Consider the following 22,959-nt stretch of genomic DNA (forward strand, 5'->3'; position numbering starts at 1 on the left):
CGGTACAGGTTATTTGTAAGTGAACTTGGAAATCATTCTGTTTTTGAAGATGATACATGGATATGCGATAAAAGAATCAGAAGCGGGTCAGAACCAAAAAATTATCATCATATTTACTTTGCCGGCGTGCCGGAGACTTATAGAGAAGCCGTTAAATACTATGCAGTATTAAGGATTTTACAAGGAGATGTTATTAGAACGGTTCGTAGCAGGATTACAAAGCTGAGTCCATTTTTTAAGTTTTGTAGGCAGATACAGCAGGGAAACAGCCTGCGAATCAGCACTTTGACAGCAGTCCATTTTAAGGAATATCTGGAGCAGGAAGGTTATGCGGTTAAGACAAAAAACAGTACATGGCAGGAAGTTTCTACATTTTTAAATATTATGAACGGTTTTTACGGAACGGGAGGCAGAAATCCATTTTCTGTAAATCCTTATTCCGGAACGGTAAAATTGGATTATAAATACATTCCGGATGATGTGGCAGACGGCCTTGACCGTGTCTTTCGTAAAGAAGATATAGAACTCCATTTAAAATGTATTTACTGGCTGCTGCGTCTGATACCGTCCCGCATATCGGAAATATTAGGAATGAAGATAGACTGCATTAAGTCGTATAATGGTCATTATGTGATATTTATACCCACATGGAAGCAGAACGGTGGCCACATTGAACCGATGTACAGGTCAATTCATCTGGAGATGGAAGGAATAGCAGGATATTTATTAAGTTTGCTGCAGAAACAGCAGGTATCTGCTAATAACCTGCAAAACCGTCTGCCGGACTTGAAGAAAGGATACCTATTCGCATATCAAAGGGTCTTGCACTACAAAAGAGGCGGAAATTCCAGAAATGGAGTGGTAAATGTTATGCAGATTGAAACTATAAGGTATCAGTTTAAAAGACTCTGTGAGCAGTATCAAATAAAGGATGAGGAAGGTGAAGTCTATAACCTTACCTCCCATCAGTTCCGGCACAATGGAATCACGGACAGGCTGGCGGCAGGGTTTACGCTGGAGCAAATTGCGGATATGACGGGACATCATGGAAACGCCATGATATGGAACTCCTATGCTCATTTAGATTTGAAACCGGAAACAATCGTAGAAAAGCAGAAATATGTACTGGAGGAATCTGTAAAACCCGAGGCCGGATATGTCCTTTTTGGAGGGCGTATCTTAAACATGGAAGCTGCTTTGGAAAAAAGACTTCTGAAAAATATCCGGGCGCAGAAGGTGCCGGGAGGAATTTGCGGTGACATTACCGGATGTAAAAGCGATATGTGGAACTGCCTTGAGTGTGATAGGTTCGTAGTGGATTCCGGACAAGTATCTTATTTTGCAGAGGAAGCACAACGATGGGAAGAAAAAGCAGAGTGTTTTTCGGCTATGCCTATGGTCAGGGACAATGCGAAAAAACATGCTATGCAGTATAGAAAAGTGATAGAGCGAATACAGATGGAGGACAGGCATGAAAGAAGTACCGACAAAATTACTGGAATATCAGGATCAGGTGAGGATGGAAACTGAACAAAAGGTTCGTTGTGCGATTGAGGAATTGAAAGCGGAAGGGTATACGGTCAGAATAAAAGATCTGGTAGAGTATACAGGACTGTCGCGTTCTGTATTTGCTAAGCCGCATATTAGAAAATTATTGGAGAATTATGAAATTGGGAATTCCTCACGGATAGGTAATAGAAAAGAGGGATCGACACGCAAGCAAAAAATGGAGGAACGAATTAAACGACTGGCGGAAGAGAATACAGAGTTGAAAAAAGAATGTGAATTACTTCGCGGGCGGCTTTTTCTCCTGATGCAAAGAGAGAAAAAATAATATTTTGAATAAAAATCAACATCTAATTTTGGAAATTTCTGAAATTAGATGTTGATTTTTATACAAAATGGTATATACTATAAGAGAAAGACATTATGGATAGTCAGAATGAGGAGATTATTATGCTGATACAATTTAACTTTAAAAATTTCAAATCATTTCGTGATGAAGTGTCGCTTGACTTGTCAGCGACTAAAATAACAGAGCATGAGGATCACGTTGTGGATATAGCAAATGATAAGCTGCTGAAGGTAGCTGCAATTTACGGGGCTAACGCAAGTGGTAAGTCAAATGTGTATGATGCGTTTGACTACATGACTTATTATGTGGCAGAGTCGTTTAAATTTGGAGATGAGGATGAAAACCGCCGGAAAAAGGAGGCAGATTATCTGAAAGTAACACCGTTTCTGTTTGATGATAACAGCCGTAATGAAGAGACCACATTTGAGGTTTTCTTTGTTGACAATTCTGAAAATACCGGAAAGATATACCAATATGGTTTTTCGTTAAAAAAAGACGAGGTAGTGGAGGAATGGCTGTATTCGAAGGCGAAAACGGCAAGAAACAATTACAGGACTGTATTTTACCGCAAAAAAGGCGAAGAACTGGAAATGAATGGGTTTTCAAAGAACCATGTGGAGAATATCAAAGCATCCTTGAATAAAGAAGCACTGATTGTTTCTCTGGGAGCAAAGCTGCGGATTACAAAACTAAAGAAGGTAAGGGACTGGTTCCTGAATAATGATATCATTGACTTCGGTGACCCGGCAGAAAACTTCTTTCGGTCCAGAGTTCTCCCGGATGAATTTACAGACAGCAAGGAAGTGCAGAAGAACGTGGTAAAGTATTTTGCATCCTTTGATGAGGCAATACAGGATTTTAAAGTGGAAGAGCTGCCGCCAGAGGATGAAAAGGAGACGAGCAAGAGCTATACCATTGATGCTCTTCATAGAAAAGTGGGGAGTCAGGAGATGGCTTCCATTCCGTTGAAGCAGGAATCCAGCGGCACACTGAAAATGTTTGCGCTTTATCCATCTTTGAAAGATGTACTGGATAACGGAGGAACATTGTTTGTAGATGAACTGAACGCCAGGCTGCATCCATTGCTTGTCCGGAATATTATACTGACCTTTTTATCTCCGGAGATTAATACCCAGAATGCCCAGCTTATTTTTACTACCCACGATATCTGGCAGTTTTCCAATGAACTGCTGCGCAGGGATGAAATCTGGATGGTAAACAAAAACAGAGATGGAGTATCAGAACTGTATTCACTGGCTGAGTTTAAAGACGAGGACGGCAATAAAGTGCGCAGAGACGAGGCTTTGGCGAAGAATTACCTTACAGGAAACTATGGCGCCATTCCGGCATTGAAACCGATGAAGATGCTTACAGGGAGGGCTGCGGATGGCGAATAAAGGCGGAGGAAAACCCAGTGACCGCAGGGCCGGGAAAAGAAGAGACCGGAACCAGCGTGTGGGGATAAGAGTACCAGAGTTGGGATATTACCTGATCGTGACAGATACAGAAGAAACAGAGAAGAATTATTTTGAGGGGCTGCGGGACAGTATACCGACAGATTTAAAAGACCGCCTGGTGATAAAGGTGGAAAAGGCTAAGACGATAGAATTGGTGGAACGGGCGTTGGAGCTTGCAAATAAGGAGCCGCAGTACCGTATCCCCTGGATTGTATTTGACAGGGATCAGGTAAAGGATTTTGATGATATTATTCAGGCGGCGGAGAAAAGCGGTGTCGGTGCAGGCTGGTCCAATCCCTGCTTTGAGATTTGGATGTATGCCTATTTTGGTGAGATGCCGGCGATACGGGAGTCGTATACCTGCTGTGACCGGTTTGCGGATAAGTTTGAAAAGGTTACGGGACAGAAATATTTTAAGAAAGATAAAGATATTTACCGCAAGCTGGTGCAGTATGGGGATGAGGAAAATGCGATTCGGATAGCGGAACGGTGCTATAAGAAGTGCATGGATGATGGGAAGGAAAAGTCATCGGAGATGTGGCCGGGGTGTATGGTGCAGCGGTTGGTGGAAGAAATAAAAGGAAAAATTTCAGAAAGATAAGAGGTAGAAGTATGTTGAATTTACAAAAAGAATTTTTAGATTTTCATGATGCAATAAAATTAGATGATGAAAATAAGACATTGCGCGAAAAAAGAGAAATCCTTCTTAAAAAACTAAAAGAAAATATAACAGAAGAAGCAGCAACCTATACTACTTTTAATCAAGGTAGTTATGCTATGGGAACAGGTATTTTACCAGAGGATGAAGATTATGATATTGATGTGGGGATTAAGTTTGACATTTCAAAAGATGATTTTGAAGACCCGATTGAACCTAAAAAATGGGTTAGAGATGCTTTGAATGGTCATACTAAGAGTGTAAAAATAAGAAGATCTTGTGTAACTGTTACATATCAAAATGCAGGAGAAGCATTATATCATGTGGATTTTGCAATTTATGCAGCTCAAAATTCGGATGGGAAAATGTATATTGCCAAAGGAAAAGAATTTTCAGCTAAAGAAAATAAAAAATGGGAGCTTAGTGACCCACAGGGTTTGATTAATGCTATAAAAGATAAATATAATGATAAAGATGCAGCTCAATTCCGCAGAGTAATAAGATACTTGAAAAAATGGAAAACTCATAATTTCGGTTCAAGTGGAAATGCGGCACCTACAGGTATTGGTTTAACAGTATTAGCATATAACCTTTTTTGTGTTAACAAAGAAACTGATTGGGCAACAGGAAAGGAAACTTATAATGATTTTGAGGCATTACGCAATTTGGTAATAAGCATTAAAAATGCGTTTTCATTGGCATGGAATAATGAAGATGCAGTTTTTTATCACACTATTTCAGCATATCTCCCTGTAGAACCGTATAACGAATTGTTCGAAAAAATGACAGTAATTCAAATGGAAGATTTTTATCAAAAGTTAGATTCTATGTTAAGCAAGTTTGACGAAGTGTCAAGTAAAAGTAAACGCGCAGAAGCATGCTCTTTATTGGTTGAAGTATTTGGTAGTGATTTTCCGGTAACCGTTGATAGAAGTACTGTTGGAACATCAGAATCAGCATAAATATATATGGAAAAAAAAGAAATACGAGATATAATTAAAAAATTGAATTTGGCATTTAATGTGGATTTCCAAGAAAGTCCAAACTGTAAGGAAGAGTATTTTCTTGAGTATAAGGGAAGTGTAAAAATAGATGATACTGACAGTATATCAATGTTTATATTATTTAGAGAGCACTTCCCTTTAATACTACCGGATTTTTTTGTTGATAATATGGAAAAGTTTAGGGCTCACGTTGGAACTGATGGAAAAATTTGTTTGTTTGATACAAGTTCTATATTAGTAAATCAAGATATGCCCGATCAAATTGTATTTGATTGTTATGAGCAGGCAATCAAAATCCTTAAGATTATACCGGGTAGTAAAGAATATAATGAAGAGGTAAGTAGAGAGTTTGAATCATATTGGATAGCTGTGATGAATAAGGAGGCATATTCAAGTGTCGATATTGATAATATAAGTTACAAAGAGTGCCCAATGGTTTGCATGAATGGAATGAGTATGATATCCGAGACAGCGGAAGATGCAAAGGCAATGTTAATCAATGCATACGGTTTGAAAGAAGATGAAAATGTTTTTGAACGTAAGTGTATATTCATACGTATTAGAGATGGAAGCCCTATAATACCGTTGTCTAAAAAGTTCAAATGGAATACGGTTCGAAAATATATTATCAATAATATATCATCCTCGGTAAAACGTCAATTCCAAAAATTCCTAGATTTAAGAGTTAGAAATGCTGTACGCTTTATTCTATTGATATATAAAGGAACTCAAGGAAAAATATTATTTGGCTTCCGTGTACAATTTACAAACTCTAGATATTGTAAAATAGAAAATTCATACAATTGTATAGTGGAAAATGTTTTTGTGAGACGTATTGATTATCAATATTTAGTAATGCGTGGAGGTGCGTTTAATACTTTAAAAGAAAAGAATGTATTGCTTATGGGGTGCGGTTCAGTAGGTGGATATATTGCAAGTAATCTTTGTCAAGCTGGTATCATTAATATTGATATTTTAGATGATGATATTTTTATGCCGGACAATGTACATCGTCACTTTTTAGGATTTGATTCATTTAGACCAAGAAAAAGCCGCTATAAGTCAGATTTACTTAAAGAGAGGCTGGAAAATCAATATCCATATGCAGATATTGATTCCTTGAATTTTGTTAACCGTAGTGCCGAGGCTTTTATAGAAAATTACGAAAGATTTAAAAATTATGATATTATTATATCTGCACTTGGAGAGCCTACAATAAACTTAGAAATAAATCGACTTCTTGTGGAAAAGGGAATAAAAGTTCCTTTTATTTGTTGTTTTAACGAACCATATGGTATAGGTGGTCATGTTATTGTAGTTAATGTAGACGAAACATCATGTTTAAGATGTCTTTATACAGATGTAATCAGTGAAGAACTCGTTGCCTTTCGTGGTAGCTTTGTTAGGCCAAATCAAAATTTTAAGAAAAACATATCGGGGTGTAGTAGTGCATTTGTTCCGTATAGTTGTTTGGATTCACAACAGACCGCTATTCTTGCAACAAGAAAAATAGTGGATATATTGAATATGAAGCAGATAAAAAATGGCTTATATTCTTGGATAGGAGATTCGGATAGCATACAAGAGCAAGGATTTAAATTATCACAACGTTATATTTGTAATAAAGAGAAAAGATTTATACAGGAAGAGTTTTTTGCGAATAGGCATTGTAAAGTATGTATGGAACGAAAAGGGAATTCATATGAGGTATGATTATGAGGAAAAAGTTTCTGTAATTATTAGTGGGGTGGTAGAAAAACAGTTTTTGGAGTATATGAATTGTTATGATTATAAAGTGGAACATGGTGGGATTATGGCAGGAATACTAAAGCCAGATAAAAAACAAATTGTAATAACAGATATTACAACACCACAAGAGGATGACATCTGCAGAGCATTTTCTTTTCATCGCTCGGAGAATAAGCATCAATTGATTATGGACTCATTGTGGAGAGAATCACAGTATACAAAGACCTATTTAGGGGAATGGCATACTCACAGGGAAGCCACACCAACTCCATCTTCTGTCGATAGAAAAAATTGGAATAGAATTATAAAAAGAGAAAAAAATTCTGATTGGATATTTTTTATAATAGTTGGAACAAAAAATATTGGTATTTGGACAATTGAAAATGGACGGATTGTGAAAATGTCAGAAAGGGATATAAATTAAGAAAATGAATAAGGTAAGAAAGATCCTATTAAATGTGCCTAAAAATGTATATAAATGGTTGACATTTGTCTTTGTTCTCATTGATGCTATTTGCTTTGGATTGTCAACTATATTACAAAAAATAGAGGTTTTCGATATTTCTAGCACTTATAATTCAATTTTGGCAATTTTTCCTTGGTTGGAAAATATTGCAGAAAAATATACAGTTGTTTTTGTTGGATTAACATTTATATGGCTTTTTCTGTGGCTATATCGTCCCAGATTATTATTGTTAGAACATACATCTTTTGCTCCAGATATCGCAGATGTTGAAGCAGAATTTCTGAGAAATTATTATGTTAAGACAATAAAAGTTGATGAATGTGAATTGATGAAAAATAATATGGATGATGGCATTATAAGAGCAATAGATTATCAGGATAGAGTCATAAACGATTTAAAAATGAAAGGAATTGATTTATGCTATTATGGAATAGCTCATACGCCACTTGTTTTCAGAATGGGTTTTAAAATGGGAGATCAAAGTAATTTGAAATTTTTACATAAGTTGCGTTCAAATGAATCATTATTTCAAGAGTGGTCAAACGAAGGCGCTTATGCTGCAATTCAATCCAATGAGTTTAATAAGACAGTTAGTTCACAGGAACTTATAGTCTCTATTTCAACATCGTTAGAAATAAAGAAAGAAGATTTATTATCATTACAGCCGGAAAATAAACATATATTGATGTTTAAAACAAACAATCTTTCGTTTGATAATATAACTAGCTATAGTGTGGCAGAAAACTATCGGACTACTATTATGATAGATATCAGGGAATGTGTAAAAAAATATCGAATTAAAAGAATTCATTTAGTTATATCTTCATCAGTTGCATTTACATTTTTTTTAGGTCAGGCTTTTAGTAATCAGCATGATCCAATAACAATAATTTATCATTATCAGAATAATAAGTATAGATGGGGAATTTGTATTAATGAAGTAGCGGAAAAAGCTTTGGTGATAAATAATGTTTCAGACCCGAAATAGAGATTTGAACGTATGTAAGTCTATTTAATTGAAAATGCAATTAAAATATTGAGTCAGTGATAAAGAACACGATTGAACCTAAAAATTCAGTCGTGTTTTTTATATACAAAAAATCCAAGAAAGTGAGGAACTACAATGGACAGAACAGTTTATCAACCAAATTATTGGCACTACTTAACCGGAGATTTTCTTAATCGTATACACGCACAATTAAGAAAAGTGTTGCCGACTTTAACCCGCCGTATTTCCGAGATGTTCAACTATGCAGGATAAGGAACCGAAAAAGACGAAGAAAAGGAAGAAAGAAGGAGGAATCTCATATGCCTACCATAGACGTAAGAATTACATCCATGTACCCGCCCAGCCAGGAAGGCAGTATCCGGGGGTATGCATCGGCGACCATCGACGGTTGTTTTGGAATCCGCGGAATCAAAATCGTAGAGGGAGGGGAGTATGGTCTGTTTGTTTCCATGCCCAGCCGGAAAACAACCGATGGCTATAAGGACATTTGTTTTCCTGTAACAACAGAATTCAGGGAACAGCTCCACGAGAGCATCCTGAATGCCTATCATCAGGCATTGGAGCAGTCCGTGGCACAGCAGGTATCCAATGCCCGCTCGGAGGTGGATCCACCGGCGCAGGGAGTAGGACAGCAGGAGCCGCAGATGTGAGATGCAGGTAATTCTTTTTGTGTTTCTGCTATCGCTCGCCTCTCTGTATGATTTGCGCAAACGGGAGATTCCGGATTGGGTAAATGGAGCGATTTTCGTTGTCTCCCTTCTGTGCTTTCAGCCGATAAATCTGTGGGGCGTGATACCGTCCCTCTTTTTTCTGGCCGGAGCTATGAAGGGAGGAATCGGAGGAGGGGATGTGAAACTGGCGGCAGCCTGTGGCCTTGTGCTGGGGCTGCCGGCTGCCCTGGCTGGAACCATACTGGGCCTCTCCCTGCTGCTGTTGTTTCATTGTGCGGCAAGCGCTATATCGATATTTTATAAGAAGAAAGCTGCGGCTGTCTATCCGCTGGCTCCATTTTTGGCGCTGGGATATATGGCCGCTTATTATTTGAAATCAGGAGGACAGATCGGATGAAAAAGTGGATGGTAAGAGCCGGCTCTCTGGCCGGGGTTGTGGTGCTGGTACATTTTATCAGAAAGTATCAGAAGTCCAAATTTACGGCGGTGCGTCACAGTTAGGGGAAAACAGTTTGGAAAATGAGCGGTGTCTGCTCAGATGTAGGAGGATCAGCAAATGAATTTTATAAAAAATCGGACGGTAATCGGTGTACTTTGTATACTTTTGTCTCTGGTGATCTGTTTCGCCATAACGCCGATGTTTAACCGTACCATCAGTCAGAAGACAGAGATTGTACGTGTGACGAAGGACATCCGAATCGGAGATGAAATCACAAACGACATGGTGAAGACCGTTGAAGTCGGCGGCTACAACATGCCGGAGGGGGTAGCCCGGAGCGTGGAGGAGGTGGTGGGAAGATATGCCTCGGCGGATTTGGTGCCGGGCGATTACATCATTCGTTCCAAGGTGGCGGAGGAGCCGGCTGCAGAGAATGCCTATCTCTACAACCTGAATGGGGAGAAGCAGGCAATCTCGGTGAGTGTGAAGGCATTTGCCAACGGGCTTTCCGGAAAACTTATGAGCGGTGATATTGTTTCGGTCATTGCCCCGGACTACAGAAAGCAGGGTTCGACTGTGATTTTGCCGGAACTCCAGTATGTGGAGGTCATCGCGGTAACGGCCAACAGTGGATACGACGCCAACACAGGCGAGCAGGACGAGGAGACAGAGAAGGAACTTCCCGGAACGGTGACACTTCTGGTGACCCCGGAACAGGGGAAGGCATTGGCAGAACTGGAGGCGGAGGGGAAACTTCATCTTGCATTAGTGTACCGGGGAGCGAAGGAGCAGGCGGAGCAGTTTATCCGTGCGCAGGAGGCGGTGCTGTCTGAGTTATATGCACCCGATGAGACAGAGGAAGAAGTGGATAGAACTTCGGAAGAGACGGAAAATGCTCCTGAAGCTGTAGAGGAGACAAACACCGAGAGTGAGAACGGGGTGGAGTAAATGCTGAATTTCAAGAAAGGGAGTATTTTTGACCGTTCTGCCAAACCGGAGGAGGAATGGGAGCAGGAACCCGGGGCGCAGGTCCTGGCTGTCTGGGGAAGCCCGGGAAGCGGAAAGACAACGGCTGCGGTCAAGCTGGCTAAATATCTGGCCGGCAAAAAAAGAAATGTGGTTCTTGTGACCTGTGACATGACGGCCCCCATGCTGCCATGCATTTGTCCGCCGGGAGATCTGGAATGTGAACATTCGCTGGGGAGCATCCTGGCGGCAGCTCAGGTGACAGAATCCCTGGTCCGTCATAACCTCATCACCCATAAGCGGTATGACCATTTGACCCTGTTAGGGATGCTGCGAGGAGAAAACGAGTATACCTATCCGCCCTATCATGCGAAGCAGGCCACAGATTTAATTGCGTGTCTTCGGGGAATTGCACCCTATATCATTATTGACTGCGGAAGCTATATTGCCAACGACATTCTGTCGGCCATCGCACTGATGGAGTCGGATGCGGTCCTCCGCCTGGTGAACTGTGATTTAAAAAGCATCAGCTACCTTTCCAGCCAGCTTCCGCTGCTGCGGGACAATAAATGGGACGCAGATAAGCAGTATAAGGTAGCCAGCAACATCAAACCCAGCGAGGCGAGTGATCATGTGGAGCAGGTGCTTGGAACGGTGACCTTCCGGCTCCCGTATTCAGCCGAATTGGCGGCGCAGGGGCTGGCAGGGGATCTGCTGTCGGACCTATCCCTGCGGGAGAGCCGGGGATTTCGCAAGGGGATTGAGGCAGTCAGCAAGGAGGTGTTTGGGTGTTAGGAGAGCGGAGATCCGCGGATCTGTTCGGGGCGCGTGAAGTGCCTGACATAAAGAAGTCGGAGTGTGCGGGGGAGAGGGAAGAGCAGGAACAGGGAATAGAGCTGTCTTCGGAGGAGCAGGAAACCAGTGAGGGAGAGTTTAGGACTGAAAAATCTGGATTAGGGCAGAAAGAAAAAATGGGGGAGACAGAGAGACTAACGGAGGAGGTATCGATGGTAGAGCAGCCACAAAATGTAACACCATCGGCAGAGCAGTCATGGCAGAAAATACAGCCAGGAGCGTCCGTCACGGGACCCAGCGCACCTGTTATGGAATGGGAGGAGGGGCCAGTTGTTCGTGGACCACTCCATCAGGAGAACCATGCACCGCGCAGCCGTGACCTGTTTTTCACCCCACAGGATGACAGCCGTGATTTTTCTTCCGTGCTGAAGGAGGTTCAGGAGTACATCTCTAGTAAATACTCTACCTTGATTGTGGAACAGGGGAATGAAGAAGTAAAGGAGCAGATCAAGCGCTATATCACGAAGTACATCCAGGACTACCGGATTGCAGTGACGGGAATGAGCGGACAGGAGCTGGTGGCTGCCATCTATACTGAGATGGCGGAGTTCTCCTTCCTGACAAAGTATGTGTTTGGGACCGGGATTGAGGAGATCGACATTAACAGCTGGCGGGATATTGAAGTTCAATATGCGGGAGGCGTCACAAGGAAGCTGACGGAACGGTTTGAGAGTCCGCAGCATGCCATTAATGTTGTGCGCCGTATGCTTCATACATCGGGAATGGTGTTAGACAATGCAAGTCCGGCTGTGCTGGGGCATCTGTCTAAAAACATCCGTATTGCAGCAATGAAGACGCCTCTGGTAGATGAAGATGTGGGGATTGCAGCTTCCATCCGAATTGTGAATCCGCAGTCCATGAAAAAGGAGGATTTCATCGCCGGAGGAACCGCCACCGGTCCCATGTTGGAGTTTCTGACGGAATGCGTGCGTTATGGAATATCCGTTTGTGTGGCAGGGGCAACCAGCTCTGGAAAAACCACCTTGCTTGGCTGGCTGCTCACCACCATTCCGGACAACAAGAGAATCTATACCATTGAAAACGGTTCCAGGGAGCTGGCGCTGGTGCGGGAAAAGGAAGGAAAGGTGACGAATTCTGTGGTTCATACCTTGACAAGAGACAGTGAAAATGAGCGGCAGCGAGTGGACCAGATTGCCCTTTTAGACATGGCGCTGCGTTTTAACCCGGACGTTATCGTAGTGGGGGAGATGCGCGGGCCGGAGGCCAATGCCGCTCAGGAAGCGGCCAGAACCGGCGTTGCGGTGGTGACTACCATCCATTCCAACAGCTGTGAGGCCACGTACCGCCGCATGGTTTCTCTGTGTAAGCGGGCGGTGGATATGAGTGATGAGACGCTGATGGCTTATGTCACGGAAGCCTACCCCATTGTTGCCTTCTGCAAGCAGCTGGAGAACCGGGAACGGCGGCTGATGGAGATCATGGAGTGTGTGATCGAGCCGGATGGGAGCCGGACCTACCGTCCGCTGTTCCAGTACCGGATTACGGAAAACCGCATGGAGGAGGGGAAGTTTGTGATAGAAGGACATCATGAAACGGTTCACTCTATTTCGGACAGCCTGGCAAAGCGCCTGCTTGAGAATGGGATGCCGGGAGAGACACTGGAACGGTTGAGAGGAGGTGTCTGCGCTTGACGGGGATGCAGCTGTTGGCCTGCGCCGGCATGATTGCCGGTGCTTTTCTGATTCTCGGCTTAAAGCCGATGGAATTTACAGACGGTTTGTTTGTCTTTCTCCTTCGCAGGCCCAAAACCTTGAAGGAAGAGATTAATGAAGCGACACACAGAAAGAAAATAGGAATATTTCGCAGAGAAATCAGGGAGGCCCAGGACATCCTTGCCATGACCGGCCGGGAGAAACGATTTTCCCTGATCTGTGCAGCCAGCCTGGCCTTGTTCTGTGTGGGAGGTTCCCTGGCGCTGCTTCTGGGGAATTACTTTCTGGCTCCTGTGATGGCGGTTGGTTTTCTGTTTTTCCCATTCTGGTATGTGCGGCTTACGGCCGGTCACTACAAAAAGAATGTGGCGGCAGAGCTGGAGACAGCACTTTCCATCATTACGACCGCGTACCTCAGAAATGAGGACATCCTGACCGCGGTGGAGGAGAACCTGCACTACTTAAATCCCCCGGTCCGCAACGTGTTCCAGGAGTTTGCAACCCAGGTCCGGGTGGTAAATCCGGATGTGGAGGCAGGGTTGAAAGTATTAAAGGGCCGGATTGAAAATGATGTGTTTGAAGAGTGGTGCGATGCGCTCTGTGACTGTCTGTATGACCGCAGTCTGAAGACCACCCTGACGCCCATTGTGAGTAAGCTGTCGGATATGCGGATTGTGAATGCAGAGCTGGAGCTTCTGGTGACGGAGCCAAGGAAGGAATTTATTACGATGGTGATCCTGGTAATCGGAAATATCCCGCTCATGTATTTCTTAAACAAAAGCTGGTATGAGACGCTGATGTCTACGGCGATGGGGCAGATAATACTGGCTGTCTCGGCAGCCCTTATTTTTGTCAGCACAGCGTGTGTGATTCGTCTGACGAAACCGCTGGAGTATAGGAGGTGAGACAGATGATGCTGCTTATTTGTTTTGGAAGTTTACTGGCTGCCGGTCTGTTCTTTTTGGCTGCCGATCTGCTCCGGCTGCCGTATGTAAGAACCTCGAGGGCCATGATTAATACAGCCAGAGAGCGGAAGCGGGCAGCGAAGAGCCTGGAGGTGTACCTCTTATCCCTGGCGGTGCGGTTAGCTCCCCACATCCACATGGATGAGTATAAGAGGGGAAGACAGAAGAACATCTTAAAAGCCAGTGGTCTGAATCTGGAACCGGAGGTTTATCAGGCGTATGCGGTTGTGAAAGCGGGAATGGTTATGCTGGGGGTTCTTCCCTGCCTGCTGGTTTTTCCCCTGCTGTCCGTGATTGTGATGGTACTCTCGGTCATGGTTTATTTTAAGGAACAGGAGCGGGCGGACCAACTGCTGTCAAAAAAGAGGGGCGAACTGGAAGGGGAACTGCCCCGGTTTGTGTCAACGGTGGAGCAGGAACTGAAAAACAGCCGGGACGTCCTGTCGATTGTGGAAAATTATAAAAAGAACGCGGGGGAGTCCTTTGCCGGTGAGCTGGAAATCCTGGTAGCCGATATGCGTTCCTCCAGCTATGAGGCCGCGCTGACCCGATTTGAGGCCAGAATGAATTCCCCAATGCTGTCGGATGTGGTGCGGGGATTAATCGGAGTGCTCCGGGGAGATGACGGGGCCATGTATTTCCAGATGTTGTCCCACGACTTTAAGCAGATGGAATTACAGCGGTTGAAAAAGGAGGCCCAGAAGATTCCGCCGAAAATCCGGGTGTTCAGCTTTTTGATGTTGATGTGCTTTTTATTCACATACCTGGCGATTATCGCGGTGGAGATTCTCAAATCGATGGGGAGTATGTTTTAGAATGGAAGTGAAGGATGAAGGAGAAACCGATTGAATATGGCGGAGTTATCTATCCCTCCAGAAAGGCGCTGTGTGAGGCGTTTGGGATTGACCGGAAATTGTTGACCGCCCGGTTGTTTCGGGGCTGGACCGTGGAACAGGCAATGGAGACAGGGTTGGGGGAAAAGGTGAGGGAGGGAAATCCGGTTGTATATCAGGGAACCTCGTTCCCTTCCGTAAAAGCCCTATCCAATGCACTGGAATTGCCATATTCGTCTCTGAGCCATCTCTATGGCCGGCTGCAGGATATTGAAAAGGCGGTAGAACGCTGCATGGAGATGCCGGAACGGGAAGTTGTGCTGTGGGGAAAGGTTTACGCGAGCTACTCACAGGTTGCATTAGCATTCGGACTAAATGGGGGTGTTGTACTTCAGAGGGTGCGGGAGGGAAATGAATTAGAAGATGTTGTGAAGGATGCACTCACAAAGGAACCGATTACCCTTTATGGGGAGGTCTATCAAAACTTTGTGGATCTTTGCGCTGCTTACAAAATCCAGCCAAGCAATGCGTATGAGCGTTTACGGTATGGCATGTCCCTGGAAGAGGCAGTGACGAGACCAATTAAGGAGGTAAAGCACGGGGAGCCGGTAGAATACCGTGGCAAAACCTATCCCAGCAAGGTTGCCTTATGCAGGGAATATGGATTGTCCGCCAATTGTGTCTATGAGCAGTTAGATACCAACCCAATCACATTTATGGAATCCTTTGAGATACTATGCAGATTGAAGGCGCGTGTAAACATCCCGCAGGACGAAGCAATGAACTACATCCCACGCTGTCGGGTGCGTGGAGAAAACTACAAAACCGTATATGAATTTGTCTATCAGTTTGGGATTACGGCAGGTACGGTGTACACCTATAAATCCAGACACCAATGCGCTAACCTGTTTGAGGCTTTGCGGGGAATGCAGGGAGAGAGGCGTACCGCCTATCCGGTTGATGGTAAGATTCTGTTCGGGATTGAGGTGCGAAAACAATACGGACAGGCTCAGTTAAAGAAAATACAGGACCAGAAAATAGAAGTTCCACGGTATCCAAGTTTGCAGGGATTTGATTTCCAAACCGAGTGTTATGACACAATGGCGATTTATTATGAACTGCTTGAAGAATTAAAGCAGGAAAAGAAACTGGGGGAAGGAATGGAACAGGAGGAGAATGTGGGGCTGGACGGACTGTCACTTTGAGAAAGAGGTGGAAAAGATGTGTTAAGAGAGCAATTCAGAAGGAGACGCCAAATGGAAGCGATAAAGGAAACTTTAAAAAGTAAGCAGGGAGAAGGCTATATTGATGTGGCGGTGTTGGTGCTGTGTGTCATGTTGGTGCTGGCTCTGTCTGTGAAGATTCTCCCGGTATTTATCTGTAAACAGCAGCTGGATACCTTTGCAACGGAGCTGTGCCGGGAAGCGGAGCTATGCGGGCGAGTGGGCAGTGAGACCAGCCGGAGGGCTGTCGTCTTGCGGGAAAAAACAGGGCTGTCACCGGAGATAGACTGGTCCGACAGCGGAAGAATCCAGCTCAATGAGGAGATCACGGTCCGGCTGACTTACCGCTATAATCTGGGCTTGTTTGGTGGTTTTGGTTCCTTTCCCATCACACTTAAGGCAGTGGCGTCCGGAAAGTCAGAGGTGTATTGGAAATGAGAAAGCTAATTCGCTGTGTGAGAGACCAAAGAGGAATGGCATTTCCTCTGGTTATCGCCGTGACGCTGGCATTACTTCTGCTTCTCTGTGTCTTGATGGAATTTTTCCGCCTGAGCTTAATCGCTTCCGGCGTGAAGGAAGCCCTGCAGGATGCAGTGGTTACGGTGGTCAATGACAATTATGCCAATGTGTACCATGGTGTCCGGGAGGGATATTCCGGGGGCTATTATACGGAAGGATATGAATTTGAAGAGGCAGTTGATACGGGAGATGTATATTATCATCTGGACGAGACGCTGGGAACACGCTCAGAAAATGGAACCCGTGTCAAGTATGCGGAGGGAGTGCTGGAATACCGCATCACAGGACTGGATGTGGAGATTCGCAATGCCCCGCTGGCTCCTTCCGACCCGCAGAATGCCCAGAGGTTTGAGGCAGATGCAGAAATCTGGCTGGAGGTTCCGGTCCGGTTTGCCGGAAAGACACTGCCGGCAATGAAAATGAGGCTAAAAGTCCAGGCGGGCTATATCGAAGTATTCTAGTAACAATTAAGACGATGAGCCGTATGAACGGTTGCGTATATTAGGGAAAAAAGAGGGAAGTTTTCTGAAATCGCTGGACTTTTGGAAACGGTTACGGTATGTTATGTCGTAAAAAGAGAGAGCTCAAGAAGAGGAGGCAGGATACGATGAAAATCAGTGAACGGACAAAACGGATTCTGGCACTTACCGGTGGAGTGATTGTATGTGCTGTGTTACTCACCGCGATTGGTGGGCGTTTTAAGGGGCCGGTGGAGACCCTTCCGGCGAGCAAAGAAAGCCTGGCAGTCAGTGAAAACCTGGTGGTAAAGACGGAACCGGCTATAGAGACGGAGCCGGCTACCAAGGAAGCGGCTGCCAAACCAACCATCAAAGTGGAAGTTCAAAAGGAAACGGCGGAAGTGAGTAAGGCGGAAAAAGAGGAGACGAAAGCGCCGGTGCCGGTACAGACGGATCGAGAGGAACAAGCAATCCAACCGGCTCCCGAAAAGCCAACGGCTCCTCCCAAGGAAGTTCTGGAGAATCCGGAAGTAAAACCCAATGGTGAAACGGTAGCCGGAACAGTGGAAGCGGTAGAACATGAAAATGTTGAACAGCCGAGCGAACCACCAACCCAGGCAGGAGAACCGCAGGGTGGAGATACCCAGAACGGGAAGATTTATGTGCCGGGCTTTGGCTGGATTGACGATATTGGAGAGGGCCAGGGAAGCACAGCAGAAGATATGTACGAGAATGGAAATAAAATTGGAATCATGAACTAAATAAATGAAACGAGAAGGCATCGCTGCTGCGGTGCTTTTTGTTTGGAAAGGAGTTTAATGAAAGAATTTTGCAGGAGGCTTCTGACCTTTGTGCTTGTGTTTTCCCTATTGCCAGCCGGACCAGTGTACGCGATTGGAGATGGCAATATCAATAACGGCGGGGGGAGCATGGGACAGGGAACCACAAAAAATAGCTGGTCTCCGGGAAATGAAGGGGTACGTGTTACGGTGATACGGGCATCTGACCGATCTGCTGTGACTCAGCCTATTGATTTTACCAATAAAAGGCCCACCAATGTGCGGCTGCATTTCGGAAAAGTCTGTAAGGTATCTTATGCTCAGGGAAGCGCGGTCAGTGCAAGTCAGGAAGCCTATACCTTTGTGAATCCTGCCCAGTCGCTGCCCAGAATCATCAGTTCCCAGAGTCTTGGCGCTGCCAGCATTGAGGCAATCAAAAGCTATTTTACGGATGAACAGGTAATCAGAAGCATTGCGAACCTGACGGGAATGGACTTTGAGGTGTTGACAGGCGGTGATTATAAGCTTTTATTAGAGCCGGTTGTGTATCTGACCTATCAGGGAGTGTTCACTGCCATGACAGCTACGGAAGCGGCACTCTACGATCAGCTTACAGGAGGCGCTGTGCGCCTGGTTCTCCCCACGGTAGGTTTCCAGAATCTTCCTCTGTCCATGTTTTTGGAGGAGGCAGACTTGGGATACCCGGCCTGGAGCGGCCCTAAAACTGGTGTGCGCAGCAATCAGGAAATTATCAGTTCCCTGGGGCTTGGGATTGTTCGTTTTAACGAGGTGACAACACCTCCGGAAGTAACCGCGTATGATTATGAATACCGGGTGAATACGGAGGTAATAACAGCGGTGACTGTAAGTGGAGGTCAGTCCGATCCGGATCATCCGGTATCGGTGACGTTCCGAGTTGGCGATAAGAGAATGCGGGTTAACGGTGTGTATTATCCAAGCGGAGACAGCCAGATTGCATGGATTCGATGGACCACGCCTTCGACACCACAGAAGATGACGATACATGTGACTGTAACCGGAGGAGGAAGGGCCGATAAAGGGACGATTACGGCAAACATAGTGGATCTGGGGAAGAACCCGCCGCCGGATCCCAACGCAGATGACCGGAATGATGGTTTTACACCGGCGGCTATTCCGTCAAATGCCCAGGTGACATCCGCAAGCTGGGGCGTGTGGAGACCGTGGTGGTATGAATACTGGGTATGGCACAGTGGAGACGAGGATGATGACGGATATTGGTGTGATCACGCGCGCTTCGTTTTCAGTTAATCTGTGTAGAAATGCGCAATAAAGCTGAACAGGTTTCCAGAGGAAACCTGAACTCTGCATTTGAATCGGCAGGTGTGACTCCTGCATGACCTCGTGTGAGAGGTGACAAAATCCCTAATACTCCGACATGCGCTGGACTGCAATAAGTTCAGTGTATGAAGCTCGGTGAAGAGCGGTAAAAGCGCCTGTGATGGGGCAAGTAGCTGCGGGGGGCTATAAAACAGTCATGCTTAGTATGTCGAAAGACCGACGAATACTTGAACGTACAGCTCGTTACACCAAGGATACCGAAATAAGAAGGTATTCGCTCCATAACGGGGAACTGTCGTTGAACGGCTCTTGTGATCGTGCCGTCCAACAGGAAACCATAGGAAAACCGTGGTCGAATGTCTTTAGCAGACATCACACCAGCTAAAGATGGCAGTCGGGCTACAGAGTAGAGCTAAAACTGTTATGTAAAGCTAGAATGCAGGGAACGAAGGAACCACAGCAGAGAACGGCAAGCCGTTAAAAGAGTTATTGCACTCGCTCTAACAGGAAGGAAATGGCCTGTGAAGCTGTGGGACGGCAGCCCGTAGTAGTGATGAAGCATCGTAATGGGTGTGGAGCGAAGGGGCATAGTCTATACAGAAATCATGTGACCAGTCTGTCGAGGAAGCCGTAGGCGAACCTGACTAAAACCAGAAACACCAGAAATCCGAAAGGAGGTGGTGCGTATGGCACAACAATTCGACTATCCGAAGAACGAAACAGACTTGCGTGATACGTTAGACGCACTTTATTTAGAGGCAAAGACAGCAAAGGACGGAGATAAAAGGCCGTCGTTTGTAGGTTTGGTTGAACTCATGTCCAGTGAGGTAACGATTAAAACAGCCATACACAATATAAAAGCAAATAAGGGAAGCGAAACTCCGGGCGTTGACGGCTGGAAAATGCAGAGAGATTATCTCCAGAAGCCCTATGAATGGGTGATTGAGGATATACAGAAAGCATTTCATTATTTTAAGCCGGAAAAGATACGCCGGGTGTATATCGACAAGCCGGGAAAAACGGAAAAGCGCCCACTCGGTATTCCGACTATACGGGACAGAATTGTACAGGAATGCATAAGGATTGTGCTGGAACCAATCATGGAAGCACAGTTTTACCGATATTCCTTCGGGTTCCGTCCAATGAGGGATACAAAAATGGCGTTGCAGTGTATTACCGGCTACGTCCACAAAACAGGTTATTATTGGATTGTGGAAGGAGATATCAGCAAATGCTTTGACCGCATTAACCATGGAATACTGATTAAGCGCTTGTATCATATGGGCGTGAAGGACAGACGGGTATTGCAGATAATCAAGGCTATGTTGAGAGCAGGAATTGTTGGCGAAAACGAGAAAAATGAGGTCGGCACTCAGCAAGGGGGAGTCCTGTCGCCGCTGCTTGCAAACGTATATATGGATATGTTTGATGAGTGGGTGAGCAGGCAGTGGATAGATAAGCGCACCTCCCATGATTATGCAAGAAGTGATATAAAAATCAGTTCCTTGCGCAAGCGTAGCAATCTGCGCCCGGCCTATTTGATTCGTTACGCTGATGATTTTGTACTGATAACCGATACCCCTCAAAATGCAAAGTGGTGGAAGGAACAAATCAAAACCTTTCTGGAACAAGTGTTGAGATTGAATCTGTCAGAAGAAAAAACGCTGATAACAGATGTGCGTAAAAAGCATATCCATTTCTTGGGATATGAATACAAGGTAGTGAAAGGCAAGGCTAAGAAGGGGTACATTCCCCGCACCCTGCCTGACAGGAAAAGATTAAAGCGGAAAGTAGATGAGATTGCGAAGGAGTGGAGGAAAATCCCGCTCGATGCAAGCAGGGAGAAAGCAATCCATGAATTAAATCTAATCAATAGCAAGGTTCGTGGTCTGATAAACTACTACGATAACTGTAGCTGGGTGAATGTTACCATGAAGAAATATAGCCGGAATCTGGAAAAAGCGGCCAAAAGGCGGCTGAAACAGTATAAAGGCAAATGGATTCCGGCAGACCAGACGCAGAATCTCGTAAATGTCCATCAGAAATACACCACGAAAATCCCTGCAATCCGTTATCGGGATATATGGATAGGAGTGACCCGGCTTGATTTTTGTAAATGGAATAAGGCAGGGGATAAGATACAGGAAGAAACTCCGTACACGGGAAAGGGTCGGACAATCTATTTTGAGCGAACCAAACGGCAGCGAATGAATGCGAGACTGGACGATGTTTTGAGTATGGAAACATCAGAGCTGGTATCCACCGGACAGACCGGAAGGACGTATAATTTTGAGTTCTATATGAACCGCGCCTACGCTCTGAACCGGGATAAATTAAAATGCCGTGTTTGCGGAAGATGGCTTATCACCGGCAAACTGTGTACCCATAGAATCAATCCGGGATTGCCCATAGGAAAAATCAATAAAGTAAATAACCTTGCTTCCATGGATAAAGAATGCTATCAAATCGTAAACGACAAAACCGCGAATCTGTCACATCTTGATACGAAAACACGCAGAAACGTAGAAAAATTCAGAAAACAACTGGATAAATCACATGATACTCCCACTGTATAGATGGAGCGCCGTGTGAGGGGAAACTCTCACGCACGGTGCGAAGCGGGGGAAAATCCCTCTGACTGCTTGGCTGTTAAACACAGTCAGGTAAAAGATGTGGATTACCTATCGCTACGGCTGGTGGGAGTTTGATCTGGACCGCTATCAGGCCAGCCTTTCCGGAACGATGCGGATTCATCCGGATGGAAAATCACCGACCGCATCCGGGGATACAATGAAATCCGGTTATGGTATCCAGGAGGAGATTACCTCCCGGGTCAGTACCAACCAAAGCGCTTCTGTTACGGGAGCACAGAATGCGGTCACCTATTTCCCGGAGTTTAAGTACAAGGGATATTGGCGTCTTTTAGAGCGTATGAGCGGAGGCTACAGCTCCCGGTTTGAGTTTGAGGAAAACCCCTACAGTACCTATGGGAGACGTACCCATTTTTCACCCATCTGGTACCCGGACGGCAGTTATACGCCCTATACCTGGCTGCTGGATTGCTGGACGCCGGCGGGGATGCTCTCTATGAACTTGACCGACAGTGTCCGGATCAGAGGAAACCTATGGCAGGATTGGCATATCGCACCGCAGAAGCCGGAGTAAGGAGGTGGAGAAATGGCATATGAACGGATCGATAAACCGCAGGGGAGGCTCTATCATTACACCAGAAAAGAAAACCTGGACCGTATTCTGCGGGATGGGCGTATCCGCCGTTTTATGGATACGGAATGTTGGTTTTGTGCCTCGTTGGAGGATACTTTGGCTCAGATGAAGGATACCGTGATGAAAGAGGGAAAGCCGTACTATGCGGTGGGCGGGATTTTAAAGCATTATCCCAAGTTTGTTCCGGAGGACTATGTTATTTTGGAGTTAAGGCCGCGCTATCAAAGCGGGGAATGGGTTCGATGGAATTACGAGCTGCCGCCCGGGGCTTCGCTGGATCTTGTGGAGGCGGCCCATGTGTTCAGTAACCGGAATATTGGCTACCGGGGAGATCTGAAGTTCTGGGATGAGCCGGTGGTTATGGAAGTGGCGCAGCTGCTTTCCCAGCCGGATCAGCAGCTGGGATTGTCTATGTAAAAAGGAAAGAGAGGATGATTTTATGAGAAGAGTAAAATGGATGGTGCTGTTTTTCATGACGGCTATATTTATCTGTGCCTTTGGAATGACGGCATTTGCCACCGGAAACGGAAATGTGGCAGGGGCCATTGAGGGAACCTGGACGGCGGCATCGGATCAGATTAAAACAGTCGTCAATAATGTGGTCTTTCCGGCCATCGACCTGGTTCTGGCCGTACTGTTTTTTGTCAAGGTGGGGACCGCCTATATGGACTACCGGAAACATGGGCAGATTGAGTGGGCTCCGGCAGCAATCCTGTTTGCCGGTCTGGTGTTTATGATTACAGCACCGCTCTATATCTGGCAGATTGTAGGAATCTAAATCGACAAATTGGGTGCCTGTGAATCCCGGCCAGACAGTAATAGATTGATGCAACAA

22 protein-coding genes and 2 pseudogenes are annotated in these 22,959 nt (G+C 45.2%); all 24 read left to right on the plus strand.

All coding sequences use genetic code 11. From position 1 onward, the window contains the following. The first annotated feature begins 384 nt into the window (after positions 1–384). The 24 genes and pseudogenes from V3C10_06890 to V3C10_07005 all read left to right on the plus strand — a co-directional run bounded on the left by V3C10_06890 (position 385) and on the right by V3C10_07005 (position 22,902). Positions 385–1,530, plus strand: a complete 1,146-nt coding sequence (locus V3C10_06890) for a tyrosine-type recombinase/integrase (protein ID WVP64586.1) — start codon at positions 385–387, stop codon at positions 1,528–1,530. Further along, positions 1,472–1,834: a DUF6262 family protein gene (locus V3C10_06895; GenBank protein WVP63532.1), complete on the plus strand. Its 363-nt coding sequence runs from the start codon at positions 1,472–1,474 to the stop codon at positions 1,832–1,834. Before V3C10_06890 ends, V3C10_06895 begins: the two co-directional genes overlap by 59 nt. 122 nt (positions 1,835–1,956) lie before the next feature. Beyond that, positions 1,957–3,252: an ATP-binding protein gene (locus V3C10_06900; protein ID WVP64587.1), complete on the plus strand. Its 1,296-nt coding sequence runs from the start codon at positions 1,957–1,959 to the stop codon at positions 3,250–3,252. Beyond that, the gene (locus V3C10_06905; GenBank protein WVP63533.1) at positions 3,242–3,913 is read left to right on the plus strand and encodes an RloB family protein; all 672 of its coding nucleotides are present in this window, start codon (positions 3,242–3,244) and stop codon (positions 3,911–3,913) included. Before V3C10_06900 ends, V3C10_06905 begins: the two co-directional genes overlap by 11 nt. After that, positions 3,859–4,932 (plus strand): nucleotidyltransferase, encoded by a 1,074-nt coding sequence (locus V3C10_06910; GenBank protein ID WVP63534.1) that lies wholly within the window; start codon positions 3,859–3,861, stop codon positions 4,930–4,932. Before V3C10_06905 ends, V3C10_06910 begins: the two co-directional genes overlap by 55 nt. Positions 4,933–4,938: 6 nt before the next feature. Then, on the plus strand, positions 4,939–6,687 hold the full coding sequence (locus tag V3C10_06915; GenBank protein WVP63535.1) for a ThiF family adenylyltransferase: 1,749 nt from the start codon (positions 4,939–4,941) through the stop codon (positions 6,685–6,687). Continuing rightward, positions 6,677–7,147 carry a Mov34/MPN/PAD-1 family protein gene (locus V3C10_06920; GenBank protein WVP63536.1) on the plus strand — a complete coding sequence of 157 codons (471 nt, stop codon included), beginning with the start codon at positions 6,677–6,679 and terminating at the stop codon, positions 7,145–7,147. Before V3C10_06915 ends, V3C10_06920 begins: the two co-directional genes overlap by 11 nt. A 4-nt stretch (positions 7,148–7,151) precedes the next feature. Beyond that, positions 7,152–8,177 carry an SAVED domain-containing protein gene (locus V3C10_06925; protein WVP63537.1) on the plus strand — a complete coding sequence of 342 codons (1,026 nt, stop codon included), beginning with the start codon at positions 7,152–7,154 and terminating at the stop codon, positions 8,175–8,177. A 320-nt stretch (positions 8,178–8,497) separates the two neighbouring features. Beyond that, complete coding sequence (locus V3C10_06930; protein WVP63538.1) at positions 8,498–8,848, plus strand: SpoVG family protein; 351 nt, start codon at positions 8,498–8,500, stop codon at positions 8,846–8,848. A gap of 1 nt (position 8,849) precedes the next feature. Further along, on the plus strand, positions 8,850–9,266 hold the full coding sequence (locus V3C10_06935; protein ID WVP63539.1) for a prepilin peptidase: 417 nt from the start codon (positions 8,850–8,852) through the stop codon (positions 9,264–9,266). Positions 9,267–9,425: 159 nt separating this feature from the next. Further along, the gene (gene cpaB, locus V3C10_06940) at positions 9,426–10,256 is read left to right on the plus strand and encodes a Flp pilus assembly protein CpaB (protein ID WVP63540.1); all 831 of its coding nucleotides are present in this window, start codon (positions 9,426–9,428) and stop codon (positions 10,254–10,256) included. Continuing rightward, positions 10,257–11,069, plus strand: coding sequence for a ParA family protein (locus V3C10_06945; protein WVP63541.1), 813 nt, complete (start codon positions 10,257–10,259; stop codon positions 11,067–11,069). It abuts the gene before it with no gap. After that, positions 11,063–12,781: an ATPase, T2SS/T4P/T4SS family gene (locus tag V3C10_06950; protein WVP63542.1), complete on the plus strand. Its 1,719-nt coding sequence runs from the start codon at positions 11,063–11,065 to the stop codon at positions 12,779–12,781. Before V3C10_06945 ends, V3C10_06950 begins: the two co-directional genes overlap by 7 nt. Then, positions 12,778–13,707, plus strand: a complete 930-nt coding sequence (locus tag V3C10_06955; GenBank protein ID WVP63543.1) for a hypothetical protein — start codon at positions 12,778–12,780, stop codon at positions 13,705–13,707. Before V3C10_06950 ends, V3C10_06955 begins: the two co-directional genes overlap by 4 nt. A 5-nt stretch (positions 13,708–13,712) precedes the next feature. Then, complete coding sequence (locus V3C10_06960; protein ID WVP63544.1) at positions 13,713–14,582, plus strand: secretion protein F; 870 nt, start codon at positions 13,713–13,715, stop codon at positions 14,580–14,582. Between the two features lie 14 nt (positions 14,583–14,596). Continuing rightward, positions 14,597–15,805 (plus strand): hypothetical protein, encoded by a 1,209-nt coding sequence (locus V3C10_06965; protein WVP63545.1) that lies wholly within the window; start codon positions 14,597–14,599, stop codon positions 15,803–15,805. A gap of 51 nt (positions 15,806–15,856) precedes the next feature. Continuing rightward, positions 15,857–16,261: a DUF4320 family protein gene (locus V3C10_06970; GenBank protein ID WVP63546.1), complete on the plus strand. Its 405-nt coding sequence runs from the start codon at positions 15,857–15,859 to the stop codon at positions 16,259–16,261. Continuing rightward, positions 16,258–16,803 (plus strand): hypothetical protein, encoded by a 546-nt coding sequence (locus V3C10_06975; GenBank protein WVP63547.1) that lies wholly within the window; start codon positions 16,258–16,260, stop codon positions 16,801–16,803. Before V3C10_06970 ends, V3C10_06975 begins: the two co-directional genes overlap by 4 nt. 146 nt (positions 16,804–16,949) lie before the next feature. Beyond that, positions 16,950–17,561, plus strand: coding sequence for a DUF6550 family protein (locus V3C10_06980; protein WVP63548.1), 612 nt, complete (start codon positions 16,950–16,952; stop codon positions 17,559–17,561). A 57-nt stretch (positions 17,562–17,618) separates the two neighbouring features. After that, positions 17,619–18,848, plus strand: a pseudogene (locus tag V3C10_06985) (hypothetical protein). A 737-nt stretch (positions 18,849–19,585) separates the two neighbouring features. Further along, positions 19,586–21,475: a reverse transcriptase domain-containing protein gene (locus tag V3C10_06990; GenBank protein WVP63549.1), complete on the plus strand. Its 1,890-nt coding sequence runs from the start codon at positions 19,586–19,588 to the stop codon at positions 21,473–21,475. A gap of 112 nt (positions 21,476–21,587) precedes the next feature. Further along, a pseudogene (locus V3C10_06995) lies at positions 21,588–22,064 on the plus strand (hypothetical protein). A 12-nt stretch (positions 22,065–22,076) separates the two neighbouring features. Next, positions 22,077–22,541: a hypothetical protein gene (locus V3C10_07000; protein ID WVP63550.1), complete on the plus strand. Its 465-nt coding sequence runs from the start codon at positions 22,077–22,079 to the stop codon at positions 22,539–22,541. A gap of 22 nt (positions 22,542–22,563) precedes the next feature. Continuing rightward, positions 22,564–22,902, plus strand: a complete 339-nt coding sequence (locus V3C10_07005) for a DUF3852 domain-containing protein (protein ID WVP63551.1) — start codon at positions 22,564–22,566, stop codon at positions 22,900–22,902. The last annotated feature ends 57 nt before the right edge of the window (positions 22,903–22,959 follow it).

The organism is [Clostridium] symbiosum (assembly GCA_036419695.1).
In the GTDB taxonomy this organism is placed as follows: domain Bacteria; phylum Bacillota; class Clostridia; order Lachnospirales; family Lachnospiraceae; genus Otoolea; species Otoolea symbiosa_A.

Excerpts from the sequence above, each read along its gene's own strand:
- V3C10_06890 (WVP64586.1), top strand. The coding sequence starts at position 385 with ATGAACGGTTTTTACGGAACGGGAGGCAGAAATCCATTTTCTGTAAAT.
- V3C10_06895 (WVP63532.1), top strand. The coding sequence starts at position 1,472 with ATGAAAGAAGTACCGACAAAATTACTGGAATATCAGGATCAGGTGAGG.
- V3C10_06900 (WVP64587.1), top strand. The coding sequence starts at position 1,957 with ATGCTGATACAATTTAACTTTAAAAATTTCAAATCATTTCGTGATGAA.
- V3C10_06905 (WVP63533.1), top strand. The coding sequence starts at position 3,242 with ATGGCGAATAAAGGCGGAGGAAAACCCAGTGACCGCAGGGCCGGGAAA.
- V3C10_06915 (WVP63535.1), top strand. The coding sequence starts at position 4,939 with ATGGAAAAAAAAGAAATACGAGATATAATTAAAAAATTGAATTTGGCA.
- V3C10_06920 (WVP63536.1), top strand. The coding sequence starts at position 6,677 with ATGAGGTATGATTATGAGGAAAAAGTTTCTGTAATTATTAGTGGGGTG.
- V3C10_06925 (WVP63537.1), top strand. The coding sequence starts at position 7,152 with ATGAATAAGGTAAGAAAGATCCTATTAAATGTGCCTAAAAATGTATAT.
- V3C10_06930 (WVP63538.1), top strand. The coding sequence starts at position 8,498 with ATGCCTACCATAGACGTAAGAATTACATCCATGTACCCGCCCAGCCAG.
- V3C10_06935 (WVP63539.1), top strand. The coding sequence starts at position 8,850 with ATGCAGGTAATTCTTTTTGTGTTTCTGCTATCGCTCGCCTCTCTGTAT.
- cpaB (WVP63540.1), top strand. The coding sequence starts at position 9,426 with ATGAATTTTATAAAAAATCGGACGGTAATCGGTGTACTTTGTATACTT.
- V3C10_06945 (WVP63541.1), top strand. The coding sequence starts at position 10,257 with ATGCTGAATTTCAAGAAAGGGAGTATTTTTGACCGTTCTGCCAAACCG.
- V3C10_06960 (WVP63544.1), top strand. The coding sequence starts at position 13,713 with ATGATGCTGCTTATTTGTTTTGGAAGTTTACTGGCTGCCGGTCTGTTC.
- V3C10_06965 (WVP63545.1), top strand. The coding sequence starts at position 14,597 with ATGAAGGAGAAACCGATTGAATATGGCGGAGTTATCTATCCCTCCAGA.
- V3C10_06970 (WVP63546.1), top strand. The coding sequence starts at position 15,857 with ATGGAAGCGATAAAGGAAACTTTAAAAAGTAAGCAGGGAGAAGGCTAT.
- V3C10_06975 (WVP63547.1), top strand. The coding sequence starts at position 16,258 with ATGAGAAAGCTAATTCGCTGTGTGAGAGACCAAAGAGGAATGGCATTT.
- V3C10_06980 (WVP63548.1), top strand. The coding sequence starts at position 16,950 with ATGAAAATCAGTGAACGGACAAAACGGATTCTGGCACTTACCGGTGGA.
- V3C10_06990 (WVP63549.1), top strand. The coding sequence starts at position 19,586 with ATGGCACAACAATTCGACTATCCGAAGAACGAAACAGACTTGCGTGAT.
- V3C10_07000 (WVP63550.1), top strand. The coding sequence starts at position 22,077 with ATGGCATATGAACGGATCGATAAACCGCAGGGGAGGCTCTATCATTAC.
- V3C10_07005 (WVP63551.1), top strand. The coding sequence starts at position 22,564 with ATGAGAAGAGTAAAATGGATGGTGCTGTTTTTCATGACGGCTATATTT.